Consider the following 16,079-nt stretch of genomic DNA (forward strand, 5'->3'; position numbering starts at 1 on the left):
CAGAGGCGCAAACGCGCATCACGATAGCCCTAGCGACTTCAGCTTGCGATGCAAGGCCGAACGCTCCATGCCGACAAATTCAGCCGTGCGCGAAATGTTGCCGCCAAAGCGTTTGATCTGCGCCTGAAGGTAATCCCGCTCGAAGATTTCGCGGGCCTCGCGCAGGGGCACGGACATGAGATGATCGCCGCCGCCGTTCGATGGCAGGTTCGGCAGCATCGCCCCCACTTCGGCCGGCAGGAGATCGGCCGTGATCACCGCAGCCGGATCAGCCCGGGTCAGGATCATCAGCCTTTCAACGTTGTTGCGCAGCTGGCGGATGTTGCCGGGCCAGTCGTGGGTCTGCAGCACAGCCATGGCGTCCTCGCCGATCCGGCGCATCGGCAGACCGGCGCTCGACGAAATCTGCTCCATAAAATGCCGCACCAGGACCGGCACGTCCTCACGGCGCTCTGCCAGTCCCGGCACCCGCAGCGGCACCACGCCAAGCCGGTGATAAAGGTCCTCGCGGAACGTGCCGTTGGCAATTTCCTGCTCCAGATTGCGCGCCGTCGAGGACAGGATGCGAATGTCGACCTGCACACGGGTGGCCCCGCCAACGCGGCTGAATGTCTGGTCCACGAGAACGCGCAGGATCTTGCCCTGAGTCTCGCGCGGCATGTCGGCCACCTCGTCGAGGTAGAGCGTGCCGCCATGTGCTTCTTCCAGCGCGCCGACCTTGCGCAGGTTGCCCTTCTCGTCCTCGATGCCGAACAGCTCTTCCTCCATGCGCTCGGCGGTGATCGTCGCGGCATTGAGTGCAACAAACGGGCCCTTCGAGCGCGGCGACAGATCGTGGATCATCCGCGCGGCCAGCTCCTTGCCCGCGCCAGACGGTCCGGAAATCAGGATGCGGCTGTTGGTGCCCGCAATGCGCTCGATGGTCTGGCGCAACTGATGAATGGCATTGGATTCGCCGATCAGCTTGGCCGTATCGCCGGAGCGCTGCTTGAGGTCACGGATTTCCCTCCGCAGGTTCGAGGCTTCCAGCGCCCGCTCGGTGATGAGCAGCAGCCGGTCAGCCTTGAACGGCTTCTCGATGTAGTCGTAGGCGCCCCGCTTGATCGCCGAGACGGCGGTTTCCACGTTGCCATGGCCGGAGATGATGACGACCGGCAGATCCTTGTCCTGCGCCTTGATCTCGTCGAGCAAGGCCAGCCCGTCGAGACGGCTGCCCTGCAGCCAGATGTCGAGAACCACCAATGACGGACGGCGATCCTTGATGGCCGCCAGCGCGCTGTCGCTGTCGGAGGCTGTCCGCGTTCCGTAGCCTTCGTCGTCAAGGATCCCCGCGATCATTTCGCGGATGTCCGTCTCGTCGTCCACGATCAGGATGTCATAGGCCATGGCCGGTCACTTCTTCTTTTCTGATGTCCTGGTTTGGCGAACCGGCAGGCCCCTCAACTGCCAGTTCCTGCGGCCCGATGATCAACCGGACCAATGCCCCGCTTTCGCCCTCGCTGGCGCCCGGCGCATCGAGCAATTCGATGCCGCCCCCGTGGTCCTCCATGATCTTGCGCACGATGGCAAGCCCCAGTCCTGTGCCTTTTTCTCGGGTGGTCATGTAGGGTTCCAGTAGACGCTGGCGATTTTCCATTGGCAGGCCGATGCCATTGTCGATCACGTCGATCACCTGCCTGCTGCCGTCCTCATAGAGGTGGATGCGGATGCGGCCCTTGGGCAGGTTGTCGCCCGTCCGACCGGTCACGGCTTCGGCGGCGTTCTTGATCACATTGGTCAGAGCCTGCCCGATGAGCCGTTGGTCGACAAACCCCGAGATCGGCCCTTCGGGCAATTCGGTGCGGATCTCGATGTCGGGATTGCCGACGGTCTGCAGGAAGGCGGCCTCGCGCACCATGTTGCGCAAATCGGCCTGGCTCTTGGTTGGCTTGCGCATGCGGGCGAAGGACGAGAATTCGTCGACCATCTGGCCGATGTCGCCGACCTGCCGGATGATCGTGTCGATACACTGGTCAAAGACGGACCGGTCATCTTCGACCTTCTTGCCATAGCGGCGCCGGATGCGCTCGGCCGACAGCTGGATCGGCGTCAGCGGGTTCTTGATCTCATGGGCGATGCGGCGGGCCACATCCGCCCAGGCGGAATTGCGCTGCGCCGAAACGAGGTCGGTGATGTCGTCCAGCGTCACGACATAGCCATGTTCGCGCCGGGTGGACTGCTCGGTGGTGATGCGGACGTTGACGGTGCGTTCGCGCCCGCCACGGACCAGCGTGATCTGGGTCTCCTTGACCCGCTCGGCTTCTTTCTGGATCGCATTGGCAACGCAGTCAGCCAGTTCCGGTAGCACCTCGGCAATGGGCCGGTCGAGTGCATCGCTTTCCTCGATCTGCAACAGCGCCCGCGCCGACCGGTTGACCAGCGTGATCGCCCCCTCGTCATCGATACCGATGACAGACGCCGTCACACCGGACAGCACCGCTTCGGTGAACCGGCGGCGGCGGTCGATCTGCTCGTTGGCCGCCAGAAGCGCATCGCGCTGGCCGCGCAACTGCCCTGTCATGTTGTTGAAGGTTGATCCAAGGTTGGCCAGATCGCCTTCGGATTTCTCCGTCACGACCTCGACATAGAGATTGCCCTTGGAGACCTGGTCTGCCGCCGAGATCAACCGGCGGATCGGCGCAACCAACCGGCTGGAAAAGCCGAAGCCGATCCAGATCGCGGACAAGAGCAGGATCAGCGCAACGCCAAGATAGATCAGCGCAAAGGCCACCTGCGCCCCGAAGCGCGTTTCTTCCATCTTGCTGTATTCGGTCGCCCCTTCCTCGGCGAGGCGCAGATACTCGGTGACCCGCGGATCCATGCCGCGCGTCACATAGAGATACATGCCGTCAAAGGACTCCAGCTTCATGACACCGCCAACAAGGTTGGAAGTCCCTGGCGCAATCAGGATCGGTTCGCCGGCGGTCGCCTTGGCATAGATATCTTTAGGTGGCAGCAGGATGTTGGCGCGCGGATCCAGCACGACACGGGTCACCACCGTGCCGTCTTCCTTCATTACGAAAGCCGCAAGCAGGCCACGCACCTGGGCCTGCGCCGTGAAGAACGAATCAAACCGGGTCGGTTCGTAGTCATAAATGCCTCGGGCCCGATCGACATCGCTGACCATCGCGGTCAGATCGGCTCGCAGCACATGGGCATGTTCCTGAAGATAGGCTTGGGCCACCGTCAACGCGTTGTCGATGATCTGACGGGTGCGCTGCTCGAACCAGCGATCCAGCCCCTGATCGAGGGTAATCGTGGCAACGACGGCCATCAGAAGCGCGGGAACGGCGGCGATCAGACTGAACATGGCGACGATGCGCACATGCAGCCGGGCAGCGGCCCTGCCCTTGCGCCGCGCCTGCAGCAGTTTGTAGATCTCGAGAAGAATGGCAGCAACCAGCCCGCTGGCGAGCAGGCCGTTGACCAGCATCGACAGTTTGACGACCTGCTGGGTCGGCTCGATCGGGGTCGCGCCGGTCAGCACCATGAAGGTGATGCCGATCGAGGCCAGCGACAGGATCATCACCGCCAGACCGATCCGCCGCCCGATCCGGCCACGCCGGCTTTGATCCACATCCGCGCGCGGATCACGTTCCAGTATCATCCGTCCTCATCGAGTCTTTGGCTGAATGGTCATCGGGTGGCGAGTCCGGGGCAATTGCGGCGCCAGCAAGTCAATCTGACGCGGGCAAGCCACAGGAAGCGACATGGTTACCACACCTTGTTGCCAAATTGCGACAGGATTGCGACCAGGCAACCAGCAAGGGCATCCCTCATCCGCAGCACTACGGAGGATATGTTGCATTGCAAGCAGCCCGTACGCGCCGCATAACTCAGGCTGGAAATCCTGAGGTTGAGGGGCAGATACAATGACCGCGCGCGGACGGATTTTGGCTCTGGCTGCACTGGTTCTCATGGCCGGAGCTGCCGGCGGATGGTGGTGGTGGCAAGGCCAAGCAACCCTGCCCGACGGCATTGCCACGGCGAACGGGCGAATCGAGGCCGAAACCGTCCAGATCGCGACCCGCACCGGCGGACGCGTCATGGAGGTGAGGGTCGCCGAGGGGGATCTGGTTGCGGCCGGTGAGGTTCTTGCCCGGGTCGACACGTCGGAACTGGAGGCCATGCGGCGTGGCGCGCTGGCCCAGGAAGCGGCATCACGCGAGGCCGTGAACACGGTTCTGGCCCAGATCCTCCAGCGCGAAAGCGAGTTGAAATACGCCGAACAGGCGCTGGAACGCGCCCGCACGCTGCTCGGCAACGGCCATATCTCACAGCAGGAAGTTGACCAGCGCCAGACAGCCCGTGAAACCGCCGCTGCCGCCCTCACCGCCGTCAAGGCACAGCTTGCCAATGCCGAGAACACGGTTCTTGCAGCTGCCGCTGAAGTCGGCCGGATCGCCACGCTGATCGACGACAGCACGCTGACCGCTCCGATCGCCGGGCGTGTCCAGTATCGGCTGGCAGAACCGGGCGAAGTGGTCGCAGCGAGTGGACGGGTGCTGACACTGCTCAACCTTGGCGATGTCTACATGAGCGTGTTCCTGCCGACTGGCAGCGTCGGGCGTGTGCTGATCGGGGCCGAGGCGCGGATCGTGTTGGATGCGGCCCCAGAATTCGTGATCCCGGCGACGGTGTCCTTTGTTGCTGCCGATGCGCAATTCACCCCGCGCGAGGTTGAGACGCGGTCCGAACGGGACAAACTGATGTTCCGCGTCAAGCTGAAGATCGATCCGGCCCTGCTCGCCCAGCATATCGACAAGGTGCGTACCGGCCTGCCGGGTGAGGCCTATGTCATGATGGCGCCGCCCATCCCCTGGCCATCGACGCTCGAGGTTCGCTTGCCGCAACAGCCGTGAGGCAGCCATGACCCTGGTTACAGACACCCCCACCCCGCTTCCAGTCGCCCGGCTGATCGATGTCACCCATCGCTACGGTAAGGTTCTGGCCCTCGACGCCGTGTCGCTTGGTGTGCCGGCCGGCCGGACCATCGGACTGATCGGACCCGATGGCGTCGGCAAGTCGACCTTGCTGGCATTGCTGGCCGGTGCGCGCAAATGCCAGGGTGGCAAGGTCCATGCTCTTGGAGCGGACCTGTCGCGCTCAGGAGCCCGCCGCAAGGTGCTGCCGCGCATTGCCTACATGCCGCAAGGCCTCGGCAAGAACCTCTACATGGACCTGACGGTGACCGAAAACCTTGAGTTTTTCGGGCGTCTGTTCGGACAGGACCGGGCCGAGCGGCAACGCCGGATTGCCGATCTGACGCGCGCGACCGGATTGTTTTCCTTTCTGGACCGACCGGCAGGAAAACTCTCCGGGGGCATGAAGCAGAAGCTCGGGCTGTGCTGCGCCCTGATCCACGACCCGGACCTCCTGATCCTGGACGAGCCGACCACCGGCGTCGATCCGCTGTCCCGCCGCCAGTTCTGGACGCTGATCGAGACCATCCGCGCCGATCGGCCGGGCATGACCGTGATCGTCGCCACCGCCTATATGGACGAGGCCGAAGGGTTCGAGCATCTGGTGGCCATGCATGCCGGACGGATCCTGGCTGAGGGCACGGCGGCGGACCTGAAGGCGCAAGGTCAGGGCGCAACGCTTGAGGAAGCCTTCGTCAACCTCCTGCCGGAGCGCGCCGGCCGGCCGCATGAGGCACTGATCGTGCCGCCCTTCACCGGCTCTGCCGACAAGCCAGCCATCGTTGCCAGGGAACTGGTGCAGCGCTTCGGGGCCTTCACGGCCGTCGATCACGTCAGCTTCGAGATCCGCAAGGGCGAGATTTTTGGGTTCCTTGGGTCGAACGGCTGCGGCAAGTCGACGACGATGAAGATGCTGACGGGCCTTCTGCCGCCGACCGAGGGCGAGGCTTTCCTGTTCGGCGAGAAGGTCAACGCGGCCAATCTGGAGAGCCGGAAGCGTGTCGGCTACATGTCGCAGGCCTTCTCGCTCTATGGCGAGCTGACCGTGCGCCAGAACCTGACGCTGCACGCGCAGCTTTTCCACATGCCGGCCGCCGACGTACAGACCCGTGTCAGCGAGTTGCTCGACCGTTTTCGCCTCGCCGAACATGCGGACACGCTGCCCGATGCGCTGCCGCTTGGCGTCCGCCAGCGCCTGTCGCTGGCGGTCGCCATCGTGCACCGTCCCGATGTGCTGATCCTTGACGAGCCGACGTCAGGCGTCGATCCGGTGGCGCGCGATGAATTCTGGCAGCTGCTCATCACCCTCGCCCGGCAGGACCAGGTGACGATCTTCCTGTCGACGCATTTCATGAATGAAGGCGAACGCTGCGACCGCATTTCACTGATGCATGCCGGCAAGGTTCTCGCCTGCGACACGCCGCAGAACCTGATCCGGGACCATGGTGCCGCCAATCTGGAGGATGCCTTCATCGCCTGCCTTGAGGCGGCAAGCCCGGAGGGACCAGCAACCGAGGCCGCACCGGCCGGTGCTGTGCCGCCAAACACAACAACGGCGCCAATGCCCGCAACGGACGACGCCCCTGCCCGCAAACGCCGGGCGCCGTTTTCGTTTCTGTCACGCCGCCGCCTGATGGCCTATTCGCTGCGCGAAGCCAAGGAATTGCGCCGCGATCCCGTCCGGCTGGCGGTCGCCCTCATGGGAACGATGCTGCTGATGCTGGTGTTCGGCTACGGCATCACCACCGATGTCAACGAGCTGACCTATACCGTTCTGGACCAGGACCAGACGCGCGAGAGCCGGCAATATGCCGAGAGCTTTTCCGGCTCACGCTATTTTGCCGAACAGGCCCCGATCCGGTCCGAGGCGGAGATCCTGCCGCGCCTCAGATCCGGCGACATCTCGCTCGCCATCGAGATCCCTCCCGGCTTCGGCAAGGCCCTGCTCAGAGGCGAAACACCGCAGGTCGCGGCGACCATCGACGGGGCCATGCCGTTCCGGGCCGAGACGATTGCCGGTTATGTCGAGGGGCTGAACCGGGCCTATCTGGTCGAGCAGTACCGGCAACAGCAAGGCGAAGCCCCGCCGCTGGGGGCTGCGACCATCGAACCCCGGTTCCTCTACAATCAGGACTTCAAGAGCATCAACGCCATGGCGCCCTCCGTCATGGCGCTGCTCCTGGTCTTCATCCCGGCCATCCTGACCGCCGTCAGCGTGGTGCGCGAGAAGGAGCTGGGCTCGATCACCAATCTCTATGTCACGCCGGTGACCAGCCTTGAGTTCCTGATCGGCAAGCAGGCGCCCTATGTTCTTGTGGCGCTGATCAATTTCGTGCTGATGACGCTGATCGCCGTATTCGTGTTCGGCGTGCCGATCAAGGGCAGCCTCGCAGCGCTCACGCTCGGCGCGGTGCTCTACATCCTCGCCACCACGTCCATCGGCCTTTTGTTCTCGACCTTTACCTCGACGCAGGTCGCCGCAATCTTCGGCACGGCCATCGGCACGGTTCTGCCGGCGGTGCAATTCTCCGGAATGATGCAGCCGGTGTCTTCGCTGGAAGGAGCCGGGGCTTTCATTGGCGCGATCTATCCGACAGCTCATTTCATGACCATCGCGGTCGGCACCTTCACCAAGGGACTTGGCTTTGCGGAACTGTCCGCCAGCTTCCTGGCGCTGTTGCCGGCAGCTCCCCTGCTGCTCTTTGCCTGCGTCCTCCTGCTGCCGAAACAGGAGCGCTGACCCATGCGCCGTCTTGCCACCATCTACCGGCTGGGCCTCAAGGAAATCCTGTCGCTGTGGCGTGACCCGGTGCTGCTGATCCTGATCCTCTGGGCCTTTACCGGCGGCGTCTACATGGCCGCCGAAGGCATGAAGAGTGACCTCAACAACGTCTCCATCGCGGTGGTGGACGAGGATCGCTCACAGCTGTCCCTGCGGCTCGTGGAGGCGCTGCGCCCGCCAGAGTTCCTCCCGCCAGAGCGGATCTCCTATGGCGAGATCGACGCAGCGCTCGACAGTGAAACCTACTCTTTTGTGCTGGTGATCCCGTCGCGCTTCGAGGCGGATGTGCGGGCCGGAAAGACGCCGGCAATCCAGCTCGACATCGATGCCACGGCCATGATGCAGGCCGGGATCGGGGCCAATTTCATTGCCAATGCGCTGGGACAGGAGATCAACCGGTTCGCCGAAAGCCTTGGTCTGTCACAGGACATGCCGCTCGATCTGGTGCTGCGCTATGCCTTCAACCCCAACCTGACCGGCGCCTGGTTTTCCTCGGTGATGGAAATCATCAACAACGTCACCATGCTGACCGTGGTGCTGACCGGCGCGGCAGTGATCCGCGAGCGCGAGCATGGCACGCTGGAACACCTCCTGGCGATGCCGCTGACGCCCTTCGAGATCATGATGGCCAAGGTCTGGGCCAACGGGCTGGTGATCGTCGCCGTCGTCGCCTTCTCGCTCTGGATTGTCGTCGAGGGGCTGTTGAAGGTGCCGGTGGCGGGCTCGATCCCGCTGTTTCTTGCCGGAACCGTGCTCTATCTGTTCTTCGCGTCGGCCCTCGGCATCCTGCTTGGCACGCTGGCGCGCACCATGCCGCAGTTCGGCCTCCTGTTCATCCTCATCGTGCTGCCGATGAACCTCCTGTCCGGCGGTGAAACTCCGCTCGAAAGCCAGCCGGAGGCCTTGCAGAGGGTCATGAGCCTGGTGCCCTCGACCCAGTTCGTGGCGATGGCGCAGGCGGTGCTCTACCGGGGCGCGGGTGCGGCCATCATCTGGCCTAAGCTGGTGATGATCACCATCGTCGGCCTCACACTGTTCACCCTCGCCGCCGCCCGCTTCCGCCGCTCCATCGCCGCTGCGCGGTGAGGCTCGGCGGCGGGGATGTCTGCTTAGCGGCTGGAGCGCAGGACCTGGACGTCGAGGTCGCGGATCTTCTTGCGCAGCGTGTTGCGGTTGACGCCGAGGAGTTCTGCAGCCTTGATCTGGTTGCCGCGTGTGGCCGCAAGGGCTGCGCCGATCAAGGGATACTCGATTTCGCGCAGGATACGGTGGTAAAGCCCCGGAGGCGGCAAGGCGTCGCCGTAGTTGGCGAAGTAGCCGTTGAGATAGCGTTCGACTGCCTGGCCGAGGTTGATCTCGCCGGACTGTTCCTCCGAGGCCTGCGATGCCACCGGCGTTGACAGTTCCTGCTCCAGCAGTCCTTCGCCGATGACGTCCTGCGGATAGAGCGCGGCAAGCCGGCGAACGAGGTTTTCCAGCTCGCGCACGTTGCCCGGCCAGCGATAGCGGCGCAGCAGGTTCATGCCGCTCGCATCGATCTGCTTGGCTGGAAGGCCTTCCTTTTCCGCTAGCGCAAAGAAGTGCCGCACAAGATCCGGAATGTCCTCGACACGCTCGCGCAGCGGCGGAAGGCGGATCGGCACCACATTCAAGCGGAAGAACAAATCTTCGCGGAACAGGCCCTGGTTGATCGCCTGGCGCAGGTCCTTGTGGGTGGCCGCGACGATGCGCACGTCGGTCTTGATCGGCGTGCGGCCGCCGACGGTGGTGTATTCGCCCTGCTGCAGCACGCGCAAGAGCCGGGTCTGTGCCTCCATCGGCATGTCGCCGATTTCGTCGAGGAACAGCGTGCCACCGTCCGCCTGTTCGAAGCGGCCGGAGGAGCGGGCCTGCGCGCCAGTAAAAGCGCCCTTCTCGTGACCGAACAGCTCGGCCTCGATCAGGTCGCGCGGAATGGCGGCCATGTTGATGGCAACGAACGGCCCGTTGCGGCGCTTGCCGTAGTCATGCAAGGCCCGAGCAACCAGCTCCTTGCCGGTGCCGCTCTCGCCGTTGATCATGACCGTCAGGTCGGTCTGCATAAGGCGGGCGAGCACCCGGTAGATCTCCTGCATCGCCTGCGACCGGCCGATCAGCGGGATATTCTCGCCCATGTCCTCGGTCTCGACCTGGCGGCGCTGTTTCGGCTCCTCCAGCGCGCGGGCGATGATGCTGGTGAGTTCCTTCAGGTCGAAGGGCTTGGGAAGATATTCATAAGCCCCCTTCTCCGACGCCCGGATGGCGGTCATGAAGGTGTTCTGCGCGCTCATGACGATGACCGGGAGGTCGGGCCTGAGCTTCTTGATGCGCGGCAGCACGTCGAAGATGTTCTCGTCCGGCATGACCACATCTGTCACAACGAGGTCGCCGTCGCCCGAACTGACCCAGCGCCACAAGGTGGCGGCATTGGAGGTGAGGCGCACCGTGTAGCCGGCCCGCGACAGGGCCTGGTTTAAAACCGTGCGGATAGCTGCATCGTCGTCAGCAACCAGAATGGTCCCGGTCGGCATGGTCAGGCGGTCCTGTCGCTGGAGGTGGGGTCAATGTCGATGAAGGCTGGCAGAAGGATGCGGAACACCGTGCGGCGTGGCACGCTCTCGCATTCGATGACGCCGCCATGATCGCTGATCATCTTGGCCACCAGCGCCAGCCCGAGGCCCGAGCCATTGGTCTTGGTGGTGATGAAAGGCTCGAAGATATGCGGCATCAGGTCGTCCGGCACGCCCGGGCCGTTGTCCTTGACGCAGAATTCCAGCGGCAGGCTGACCTTGTCGCTGGTGCCGGGCACCGACAGGCGCACGCCGGGACGGAAGGCGGTGGTGATGCGGATCTCGCCGTCGGGATCGTTGCCTATGGCCTCGCTGGCGTTCTTGACGAGGTTGAGGAACACCTGCACCAGCTGGTCGCGGTTGGCATAGACGAAGGGCAGCGAGGGGTCATACTCCTCAATAATGCGCTTGCCGCGGGCAAAGCCGGTGTCCGCCAGCCGTTTCACATGGTCCAGAACCACATGAATATTGACCGGCTCGCGCTCGATCGGCCGCTCGTCGGAGAAGATTTCCATCCGGTCGACGAGTTTCACGATCCGGTCGGTCTCGTCCATGATCAGGCGGGTCAGCGCCCGGTCGTCCTCGCTGGCGGACTGCTCCAGAAGCTGCGCTGCACCGCGAATGCCGGAGAGCGGGTTCTTGATCTCATGCGCCAGCATGGCGGCAAGACCCGTGACCGTGCGCGCGGCGCCGCGCGAGGTGAGCTGGCGGTCGATCTTCTCCGCCATGGTGCGTTCCTGGAACATCAGCACCACCGCACCCGGCCGGTCCGACACCGGCGCGGCATGGATATCGACGACCCGGTCGGAGCCGATGCGCGGCGAGCCGATGTCGACCTTGTATTCATTCACGGGCGCGCCGCGCTCGCGCACCTGCTCGATCAAAGTCAGGAGCGGACTGCCGAAGGGCACGAAATAGTCGATCGGATGCCGGCGCAGCACCGAAACCGAAGAGCGCAGGAAAATCTCTGCCGCCATGTTGGCCGCCTCGATCACCCCGTCGGGGGCAACCAGCAGCACCGGATGCGGCAGCGCATCGAGAATGGTCGGTCCGTCCGTTGTCAGGGCCGCCGCGCGGCCATCTGTAGATCTTGCAACGGGCGCGGTCATGCGGCGGTCCTTGTCGGTTGCGAGGAAAACCAGGCGCGGACGAGGTCACGCACGGTGGCCGGGCTGTCGCTGGTCATCATTTCGGCGCGCAGGGCGCCGGGCACGTTGTCGGTCTGGTCGAGATACCAGCCGAGATGCTTACGGGCGATGCGCCGGCCGAGCTCCAGCCCGTAGAGGGACAGAAGCGCGTCATAATGTTCGAGCGCGAGGTCGGCGAGTGCTGCCCCCTCCGGTGCAATGGGAACAGGCGTGCCGTTGAGATGGGCTCCAATCTGGCCGGGCAGCCAGGGCCGGCCATAGGAGCCGCGCCCCACCATCACACCGGCGGCCCCCGACTGCGCCAGCATGTCCTCTGCCGCGTTTATGGACACGCAGTCGCCATTGGCGATCACGGGAATGCTGACGGCCTCAACGACGGCGCGGATCGCCTTCCAGTCGGCCTCGCCCTTGTAGAACTGGTTGCGGGTGCGGCCGTGCACCGTAACGAGCTGGACGCCGGCATTCTCGGCCCGGCGGGCAAGATCGGGTGCGTTCAGGCAGTCCCGGTCCCAGCCGAGCCGCATCTTCAGCGTCACCGGCACCTTGACCGCCTGCACGGTTGCCTCGATCAGCGTCAGGGCATGGTCGAGATCGCGCATCAGCGCCGAGCCGGAATAGCCGGTGGTCACGCGCTTGGCCGGGCAGCCCATGTTGATGTCGATGATGTCGGCGCCGGCATCCTCGGCAATGCGGGCTGCCTCGCCCATCCAGTGTGCCTCGCGGCCGGCAAGCTGCACGACATGCAGGTCAAGGCCATCGCCTTCGGCACGCGTCCGGGTTTCAGCATCGCCTTCGACAAGGCTTTCGCAGGCAACCATTTCCGACACGACGACGCCAGCGCCGAAACGGGCGGCGAGCCGGCGGAACGGCAGGTCGGACACGCCGGACATCGGCGCAAGAAACGCCCGATTCGCCAGGCGATGCGATCCGATGACCAAGGGGTCGGTTGGGGTGATGGGGCCGCTTCTGCTCATATCGTGTGCAAGTTTCATTGTGCCTACAGAGTAATCATTTTTTGCGCTGCGGCAAGCGTCATATTTCCGGCAGAGGGGAAGTGCGGCAAATAACCGGTTGAGGCTTGCAAAGGAAAGCCTTTATCTGCAGTCAACCCGAAGCGACCGCTGCGCCGCGCTCTCCTTGCCTGGACCGATCTGATGAACAGCCCTCCCCTCGTCGACGCGCTCGTCGTTGCAGCAGGCCGTGGCACCCGGTTGAAAAGCGCCGATGACAGCGCCCCGAAACAGTATCTGCCGCTGGGCGGACTGCCGGTTCTGACCTGGACCCTGGAAGCGCTGTGCGCGTGCCCGGATATTCACCGTGTCCAGGTGGTGATCCATGCAGACGATCAAACGCTGTATGAAGAAGCACGCGCGGCCCTGTCGCACCATGCAGCCGGACGCCTGTTGCCGGCTGTTACCGGCGGCGACACCCGCCAGGCATCGGTGCGTCTGGGGCTGGAGGCGATGTCCGCCGGTCGCGATGAGGTTCGCCACGTGCTCATCCACGATGCGGCGCGGCCATTCTTGCCGGTCAAGGTGATCGAGCGGATGATGGCAGCGCTCAGGTCAGGTGACCTGGCCGTGCTTGCCGCCCTCCCCGTCCACGACACCCTAAAGCGGGCCGGACCGGACGGCTTTGCCACCGGTACCGTCGACCGCAGCGGGTTGTGGGCGGCGCAGACGCCGCAGGGCTTCGGCCTTGCCGAAATCCTCGCGGCTCACCGCGCGGCCTTCGCCGCAGGCGAAGCCGCCTTTACCGACGACACATCCCTTGCCGAATGGGCCGGCCTGAAAGTGAGGCTGGTGGAAGGCGCCGCCGAGACTTACAAGATCACCACGAGAGCCGATCTGGACCGGGCCCGCAGGGATGTGGAGCGGTTCGCGGCAACGCTGAACAGGAACGCCCCCGCATGACCGACTGGTCCAACTACCCCGATATCCGTGTGGCAACCGGCTATGACGTGCATGCCTTTGAAGCCGGGGATGCGGTGATCCTCGGCGGGATCTCCGTGCCGCATGAGCGCAAGCTTGCCGGCCACTCCGATGCCGATGTGGTGCTGCATGCGCTGACCGATGCCATCCTCGGCGCAATAGCAGACCGGGACATTGGGGCGCATTTCCCGCCCTCCGATCCGAAGTGGAAGGGCGCGGCCTCGGACCAGTTCCTGATCCATGCGCTGGATCTCGTGGCCGCACGCGGCGGCAAGGTGGCTCATCTCGATGTGACCATTGTCTGCGAGGCCCCCAAGATCGGCCCCGTGCGCGAGACGATGCGAGAGAAGATCGCGGAGATCTGCGCCCTGCCCCTCGGCCGCGTGTCGGTCAAGGCAACCACCTCAGAGCGCCTTGGCTTTACCGGACGCAAGGAGGGCATCGCGGCGCTCGCCACCGCAACCGTGCGCCTGCCGGCCGGGCAGGACGAGGCCTGATCCATCCCCCGCATGCAGGAGCCCTCGAATGACCGATCTTGATCCCCTGCTGGCGGAGACCGCCGAACTGGTCAAGCGCATGGCTGAGTCTGGCTTGAAGCTTGCGACAGCCGAATCCTGCACCGGCGGCCTTGTTGCCGGGCTGGTAACGGAGGTACCGGGATCATCGGCCGTGCTGGACCGTGGTTTCGTTACCTATTCCAATGAGGCCAAGGCCGAGATGATCGGCGTTCCGATGGCGCTGATCAGGGAGCATGGGGCGGTCAGCCGGCCAGTTGCCATCGCCATGGCAGAAGGCGCGCTCGCCCGCTCAAGGGCCGATATTGCGGTCGCCATCACTGGAATCGCAGGTCCGGGCGGTGGCTCGGCGGCAAAACCCGTTGGTACAGTTCACTTTGCCTGCGCTGCGCGCGGCCAGGACACAGTCGCCGAGTTGCATCAAATACCGGACACCGGACGCGCCGCAGTCCGGGCTCAAGCAGTCCGTGTCGCCGTTCGGCTTGTTTCAAATTTTACCGATGTTCTGAAGGCATCTTCAAACAGTTGCCCGTAGAACCGTATGCTTGTGTGAGGCTGTTTCGGGTCTCGCACCGGATACAGAGGGTACCATGCGCGCAATGATTGCGTCGCTCTGGCTGGCCATCTTCGGTCAGGCCGTTTGGGCAGATGAACTGCCGGTCGAGGGAGACTACTTCCTCATTGCCCGTCAAAATGACGGCAGCTTTTCCGGGAGCCACAAGGTTCTGGACAAGCCCGGCGAGGGCTATGTCGAGGCAACCTATTGCGGCCGCGTGTTCTGGGTCCGACCGTTGACCGTTGCCTGGACACAGATGGAAGTCTCCGAGTATCGCCGCCGTGTTGCGCTGGAGTTCAATGCTGGCCGCGGCTGGCTTCCGCTGTGCCGGGAGGCGCACAAGGAAGTTCAACTCGCAGACCTCGGTATCACGGAGGAGGACTTCGTCGTAGCCAATGGCGGCGACTATTCCCGTCCGTCCACCGAGAGCCGCTTCAAGGCCATCAGCGACCGCTTCAACACCAAGCGCGCGCCCACGCACAAGAGCAGCAGCTACCACCAGAATTGACGGGCCACACCAACCTGTCCCAGCGCTTTTGCCCCAACGCTCATGTTTTATTAAACATTGAGCGTTGATACTCATTCTTAAGAAACAGTTATTGTTCACACTGGCATCGATCAGTACCGACCGACAGACAGTTGGCCGGGCAACTCGATGGGATCCTGTCGTGAAGTGGTATGTAATCCTGATGCTCGCCCTGGGCCTGATCGCACCGCCATCGGCTGCCGAGGCCTATCGCTATCCCGAAGAGTTTCACATCATATCCCGGGACAACATGAACCGGTTCCGGGGTAGCCACCAGTTGCTGCGGCGGGCCCAGGACGGCTTTGCCGCGGTGATCTACTGTGACACGACCTATTGGGTCCGCCCGCGCACGGTTGCCTGGACCGAGCAGGAAGCCGAGCGCGGCTATACGCTTGCCATCGAGACAAACAGCGGCAATGGTTGGGCGCAAGTCTGCCTCAATCCACAAAGCCAGGTGCGGCTGAGAGATCTCGAGCTGAACCGGCAGGAGGAACGGGCCGCGACGTCGGAGCCCGCTCCGCGCAAGTTCCGTTTCCAGGAAATCAGACGGGCCTTTGAATCGCGCTGACGTTCAGGCCGGTGTCGCCGGGCCGTAGACGTCATCCGCCCGCGCCTCGAAGGCGCCGGCAAACTTGCGGAAGGCCATGTCGAACATGGCGCCCATCAGCGATGCCAGGGTCCGGCTCTTGAAGTCATAGGTGATGAAGAACTGCACCTTGCAGCGCCGGTCATCGACGGCGGCAAAGCTCCAGCGGTTTTCCAGATGCCGGAACGGTCCGTCGAGATATTCGACGAGGATCTCGTTCTTTTCCCGGTCAAGGGTGACCTTGCTGGTGAAGGTCTCGCGGAACAGCTTGTAGGCCACCGTCATGTCGGCGATCAGCACTTCCCGCGCCGCATCCAGTTCCCTGCGCCCGCGCACGACCAGGTTCTGGCACAGCGGCACGAACTGCGGATAGTTTTCCACATCGGCCACAAGATTGAACATGTCCGCCGCCGAATGGCCGACATCCCGGGTCGTATCAAAGGACGGCATCGCTCTGTGTCCGGTCTCTGTCCGCGTTGCGCTCGC

The 16,079-nt window shown here is 63.9% G+C and carries 12 protein-coding genes and 1 pseudogene; 7 read left to right on the forward strand and 6 right to left on the reverse strand.

The genetic code is table 11. The features are described from left to right. Nucleotides 1-18 precede the first annotated feature (18 nt). Complete coding sequence (gene ntrX / locus ACTIFE_RS01825) at nt 19-1,386, reverse strand: nitrogen assimilation response regulator NtrX (RefSeq protein WP_439527459.1); 1,368 nt, start codon at nt 1,384-1,386, stop codon at nt 19-21. Beyond that, the gene (locus tag ACTIFE_RS01830) at nt 1,376-3,646 is read right to left on the reverse strand and encodes an ATP-binding protein (RefSeq protein WP_439527460.1); all 2,271 of its coding nucleotides are present in this window, start codon (nt 3,644-3,646) and stop codon (nt 1,376-1,378) included. The genes ntrX and ACTIFE_RS01830 overlap by 11 nt, the downstream gene beginning before the upstream one ends. Before the next feature lie 265 nt (nt 3,647-3,911). Between ACTIFE_RS01830 and ACTIFE_RS01835 the strand changes: the two genes are divergently transcribed. The 3 genes from ACTIFE_RS01835 to ACTIFE_RS01845 are packed head-to-tail and all read left to right on the forward strand — an operon-like array spanning nt 3,912 to nt 8,829. Then, nucleotides 3,912-4,901: an HlyD family secretion protein gene (locus ACTIFE_RS01835; protein ID WP_439527461.1), complete on the forward strand. Its 990-nt coding sequence runs from the start codon at nt 3,912-3,914 to the stop codon at nt 4,899-4,901. Between the two features lie 7 nt (nt 4,902-4,908). After that, nucleotides 4,909-7,701: a ribosome-associated ATPase/putative transporter RbbA gene (rbbA, locus tag ACTIFE_RS01840; protein ID WP_439527462.1), complete on the forward strand. Its 2,793-nt coding sequence runs from the start codon at nt 4,909-4,911 to the stop codon at nt 7,699-7,701. 3 nt (nt 7,702-7,704) lie between these two features. Further along, a complete protein-coding gene (locus ACTIFE_RS01845) occupies nt 7,705-8,829 on the forward strand; it encodes an ABC transporter permease (RefSeq protein ID WP_439527463.1) in 1,125 nt (374 codons plus the stop codon). Nucleotides 8,830-8,852: 23 nt separating this feature from the next. On the opposite strand, the gene ntrC is transcribed toward ACTIFE_RS01845, so the two are convergent. The 3 genes from ntrC to dusB are packed head-to-tail and all read right to left on the reverse strand — an operon-like array spanning nt 8,853 to nt 12,453. Further along, on the reverse strand, nt 8,853-10,292 hold the full coding sequence (ntrC, locus tag ACTIFE_RS01850) for a nitrogen regulation protein NR(I) (RefSeq protein ID WP_439527464.1): 1,440 nt from the start codon (nt 10,290-10,292) through the stop codon (nt 8,853-8,855). Nucleotides 10,293-10,294: 2 nt separating this feature from the next. Next, nucleotides 10,295-11,440 carry a two-component system sensor histidine kinase NtrB gene (locus tag ACTIFE_RS01855; protein ID WP_439527465.1) on the reverse strand — a complete coding sequence of 382 codons (1,146 nt, stop codon included), beginning with the start codon at nt 11,438-11,440 and terminating at the stop codon, nt 10,295-10,297. Continuing rightward, the gene (dusB, locus tag ACTIFE_RS01860) at nt 11,437-12,453 is read right to left on the reverse strand and encodes a tRNA dihydrouridine synthase DusB (RefSeq protein ID WP_439527466.1); all 1,017 of its coding nucleotides are present in this window, start codon (nt 12,451-12,453) and stop codon (nt 11,437-11,439) included. The genes ACTIFE_RS01855 and dusB overlap by 4 nt, the downstream gene beginning before the upstream one ends. A 180-nt stretch (nt 12,454-12,633) precedes the next feature. Between dusB and ACTIFE_RS01865 the strand changes: the two are divergent. The 4 genes and pseudogenes from ACTIFE_RS01865 to ACTIFE_RS01880 all read left to right on the forward strand — a co-directional run bounded on the left by ACTIFE_RS01865 (nt 12,634) and on the right by ACTIFE_RS01880 (nt 15,575). Beyond that, a pseudogene (locus ACTIFE_RS01865) lies at nt 12,634-13,907 on the forward strand (bifunctional 2-C-methyl-D-erythritol 4-phosphate cytidylyltransferase/2-C-methyl-D-erythritol 2,4-cyclodiphosphate synthase). Nucleotides 13,908-13,935: 28 nt separating this feature from the next. Next, a complete protein-coding gene (locus ACTIFE_RS01870; RefSeq protein WP_439527467.1) occupies nt 13,936-14,460 on the forward strand; it encodes a CinA family protein in 525 nt (174 codons plus the stop codon). A gap of 55 nt (nt 14,461-14,515) precedes the next feature. Then, nucleotides 14,516-14,989, forward strand: a complete 474-nt coding sequence (locus tag ACTIFE_RS01875) for a hypothetical protein (protein ID WP_439527468.1) — start codon at nt 14,516-14,518, stop codon at nt 14,987-14,989. A 160-nt stretch (nt 14,990-15,149) separates the two neighbouring features. Next, on the forward strand, nt 15,150-15,575 hold the full coding sequence (locus ACTIFE_RS01880; RefSeq protein WP_439527469.1) for a hypothetical protein: 426 nt from the start codon (nt 15,150-15,152) through the stop codon (nt 15,573-15,575). A gap of 3 nt (nt 15,576-15,578) precedes the next feature. Here the strand turns inward: ACTIFE_RS01880 and ACTIFE_RS01885 are convergent, their stop codons facing one another. Next, entirely contained in the window at nt 15,579-16,043 is a 465-nt protein-coding gene (locus ACTIFE_RS01885; RefSeq protein WP_439527470.1) for a type II toxin-antitoxin system RatA family toxin, read from the reverse strand. Nucleotides 16,044-16,079 lie beyond the last annotated feature (36 nt).

Source organism: Pannonibacter sp., assembly GCF_051860505.1.
Lineage (GTDB): Bacteria > Pseudomonadota > Alphaproteobacteria > Rhizobiales > Stappiaceae > Pannonibacter.

Bases quoted from the DNA above. Each gene is read 5' to 3' on its own strand.
- ACTIFE_RS01885 (WP_439527470.1), bottom strand. From the start codon at position 16,043: ATGCCGTCCTTTGATACGACCCGGGATGTCGGCCATTCGGCGGCGGAC.
- rbbA (WP_439527462.1), top strand. From the start codon at position 4,909: ATGACCCTGGTTACAGACACCCCCACCCCGCTTCCAGTCGCCCGGCTG.
- ntrC (WP_439527464.1), bottom strand. From the start codon at position 10,292: ATGCCGACCGGGACCATTCTGGTTGCTGACGACGATGCAGCTATCCGC.
- ntrX (WP_439527459.1), bottom strand. From the start codon at position 1,386: ATGGCCTATGACATCCTGATCGTGGACGACGAGACGGACATCCGCGAA.
- ACTIFE_RS01875 (WP_439527468.1), top strand. From the start codon at position 14,516: ATGCGCGCAATGATTGCGTCGCTCTGGCTGGCCATCTTCGGTCAGGCC.
- ACTIFE_RS01870 (WP_439527467.1), top strand. From the start codon at position 13,936: ATGACCGATCTTGATCCCCTGCTGGCGGAGACCGCCGAACTGGTCAAG.
- dusB (WP_439527466.1), bottom strand. From the start codon at position 12,453: ATGAGCAGAAGCGGCCCCATCACCCCAACCGACCCCTTGGTCATCGGA.
- ACTIFE_RS01830 (WP_439527460.1), bottom strand. From the start codon at position 3,646: ATGATACTGGAACGTGATCCGCGCGCGGATGTGGATCAAAGCCGGCGT.
- ACTIFE_RS01855 (WP_439527465.1), bottom strand. From the start codon at position 11,440: ATGACCGCGCCCGTTGCAAGATCTACAGATGGCCGCGCGGCGGCCCTG.
- ACTIFE_RS01835 (WP_439527461.1), top strand. From the start codon at position 3,912: ATGACCGCGCGCGGACGGATTTTGGCTCTGGCTGCACTGGTTCTCATG.
- ACTIFE_RS01845 (WP_439527463.1), top strand. From the start codon at position 7,705: ATGCGCCGTCTTGCCACCATCTACCGGCTGGGCCTCAAGGAAATCCTG.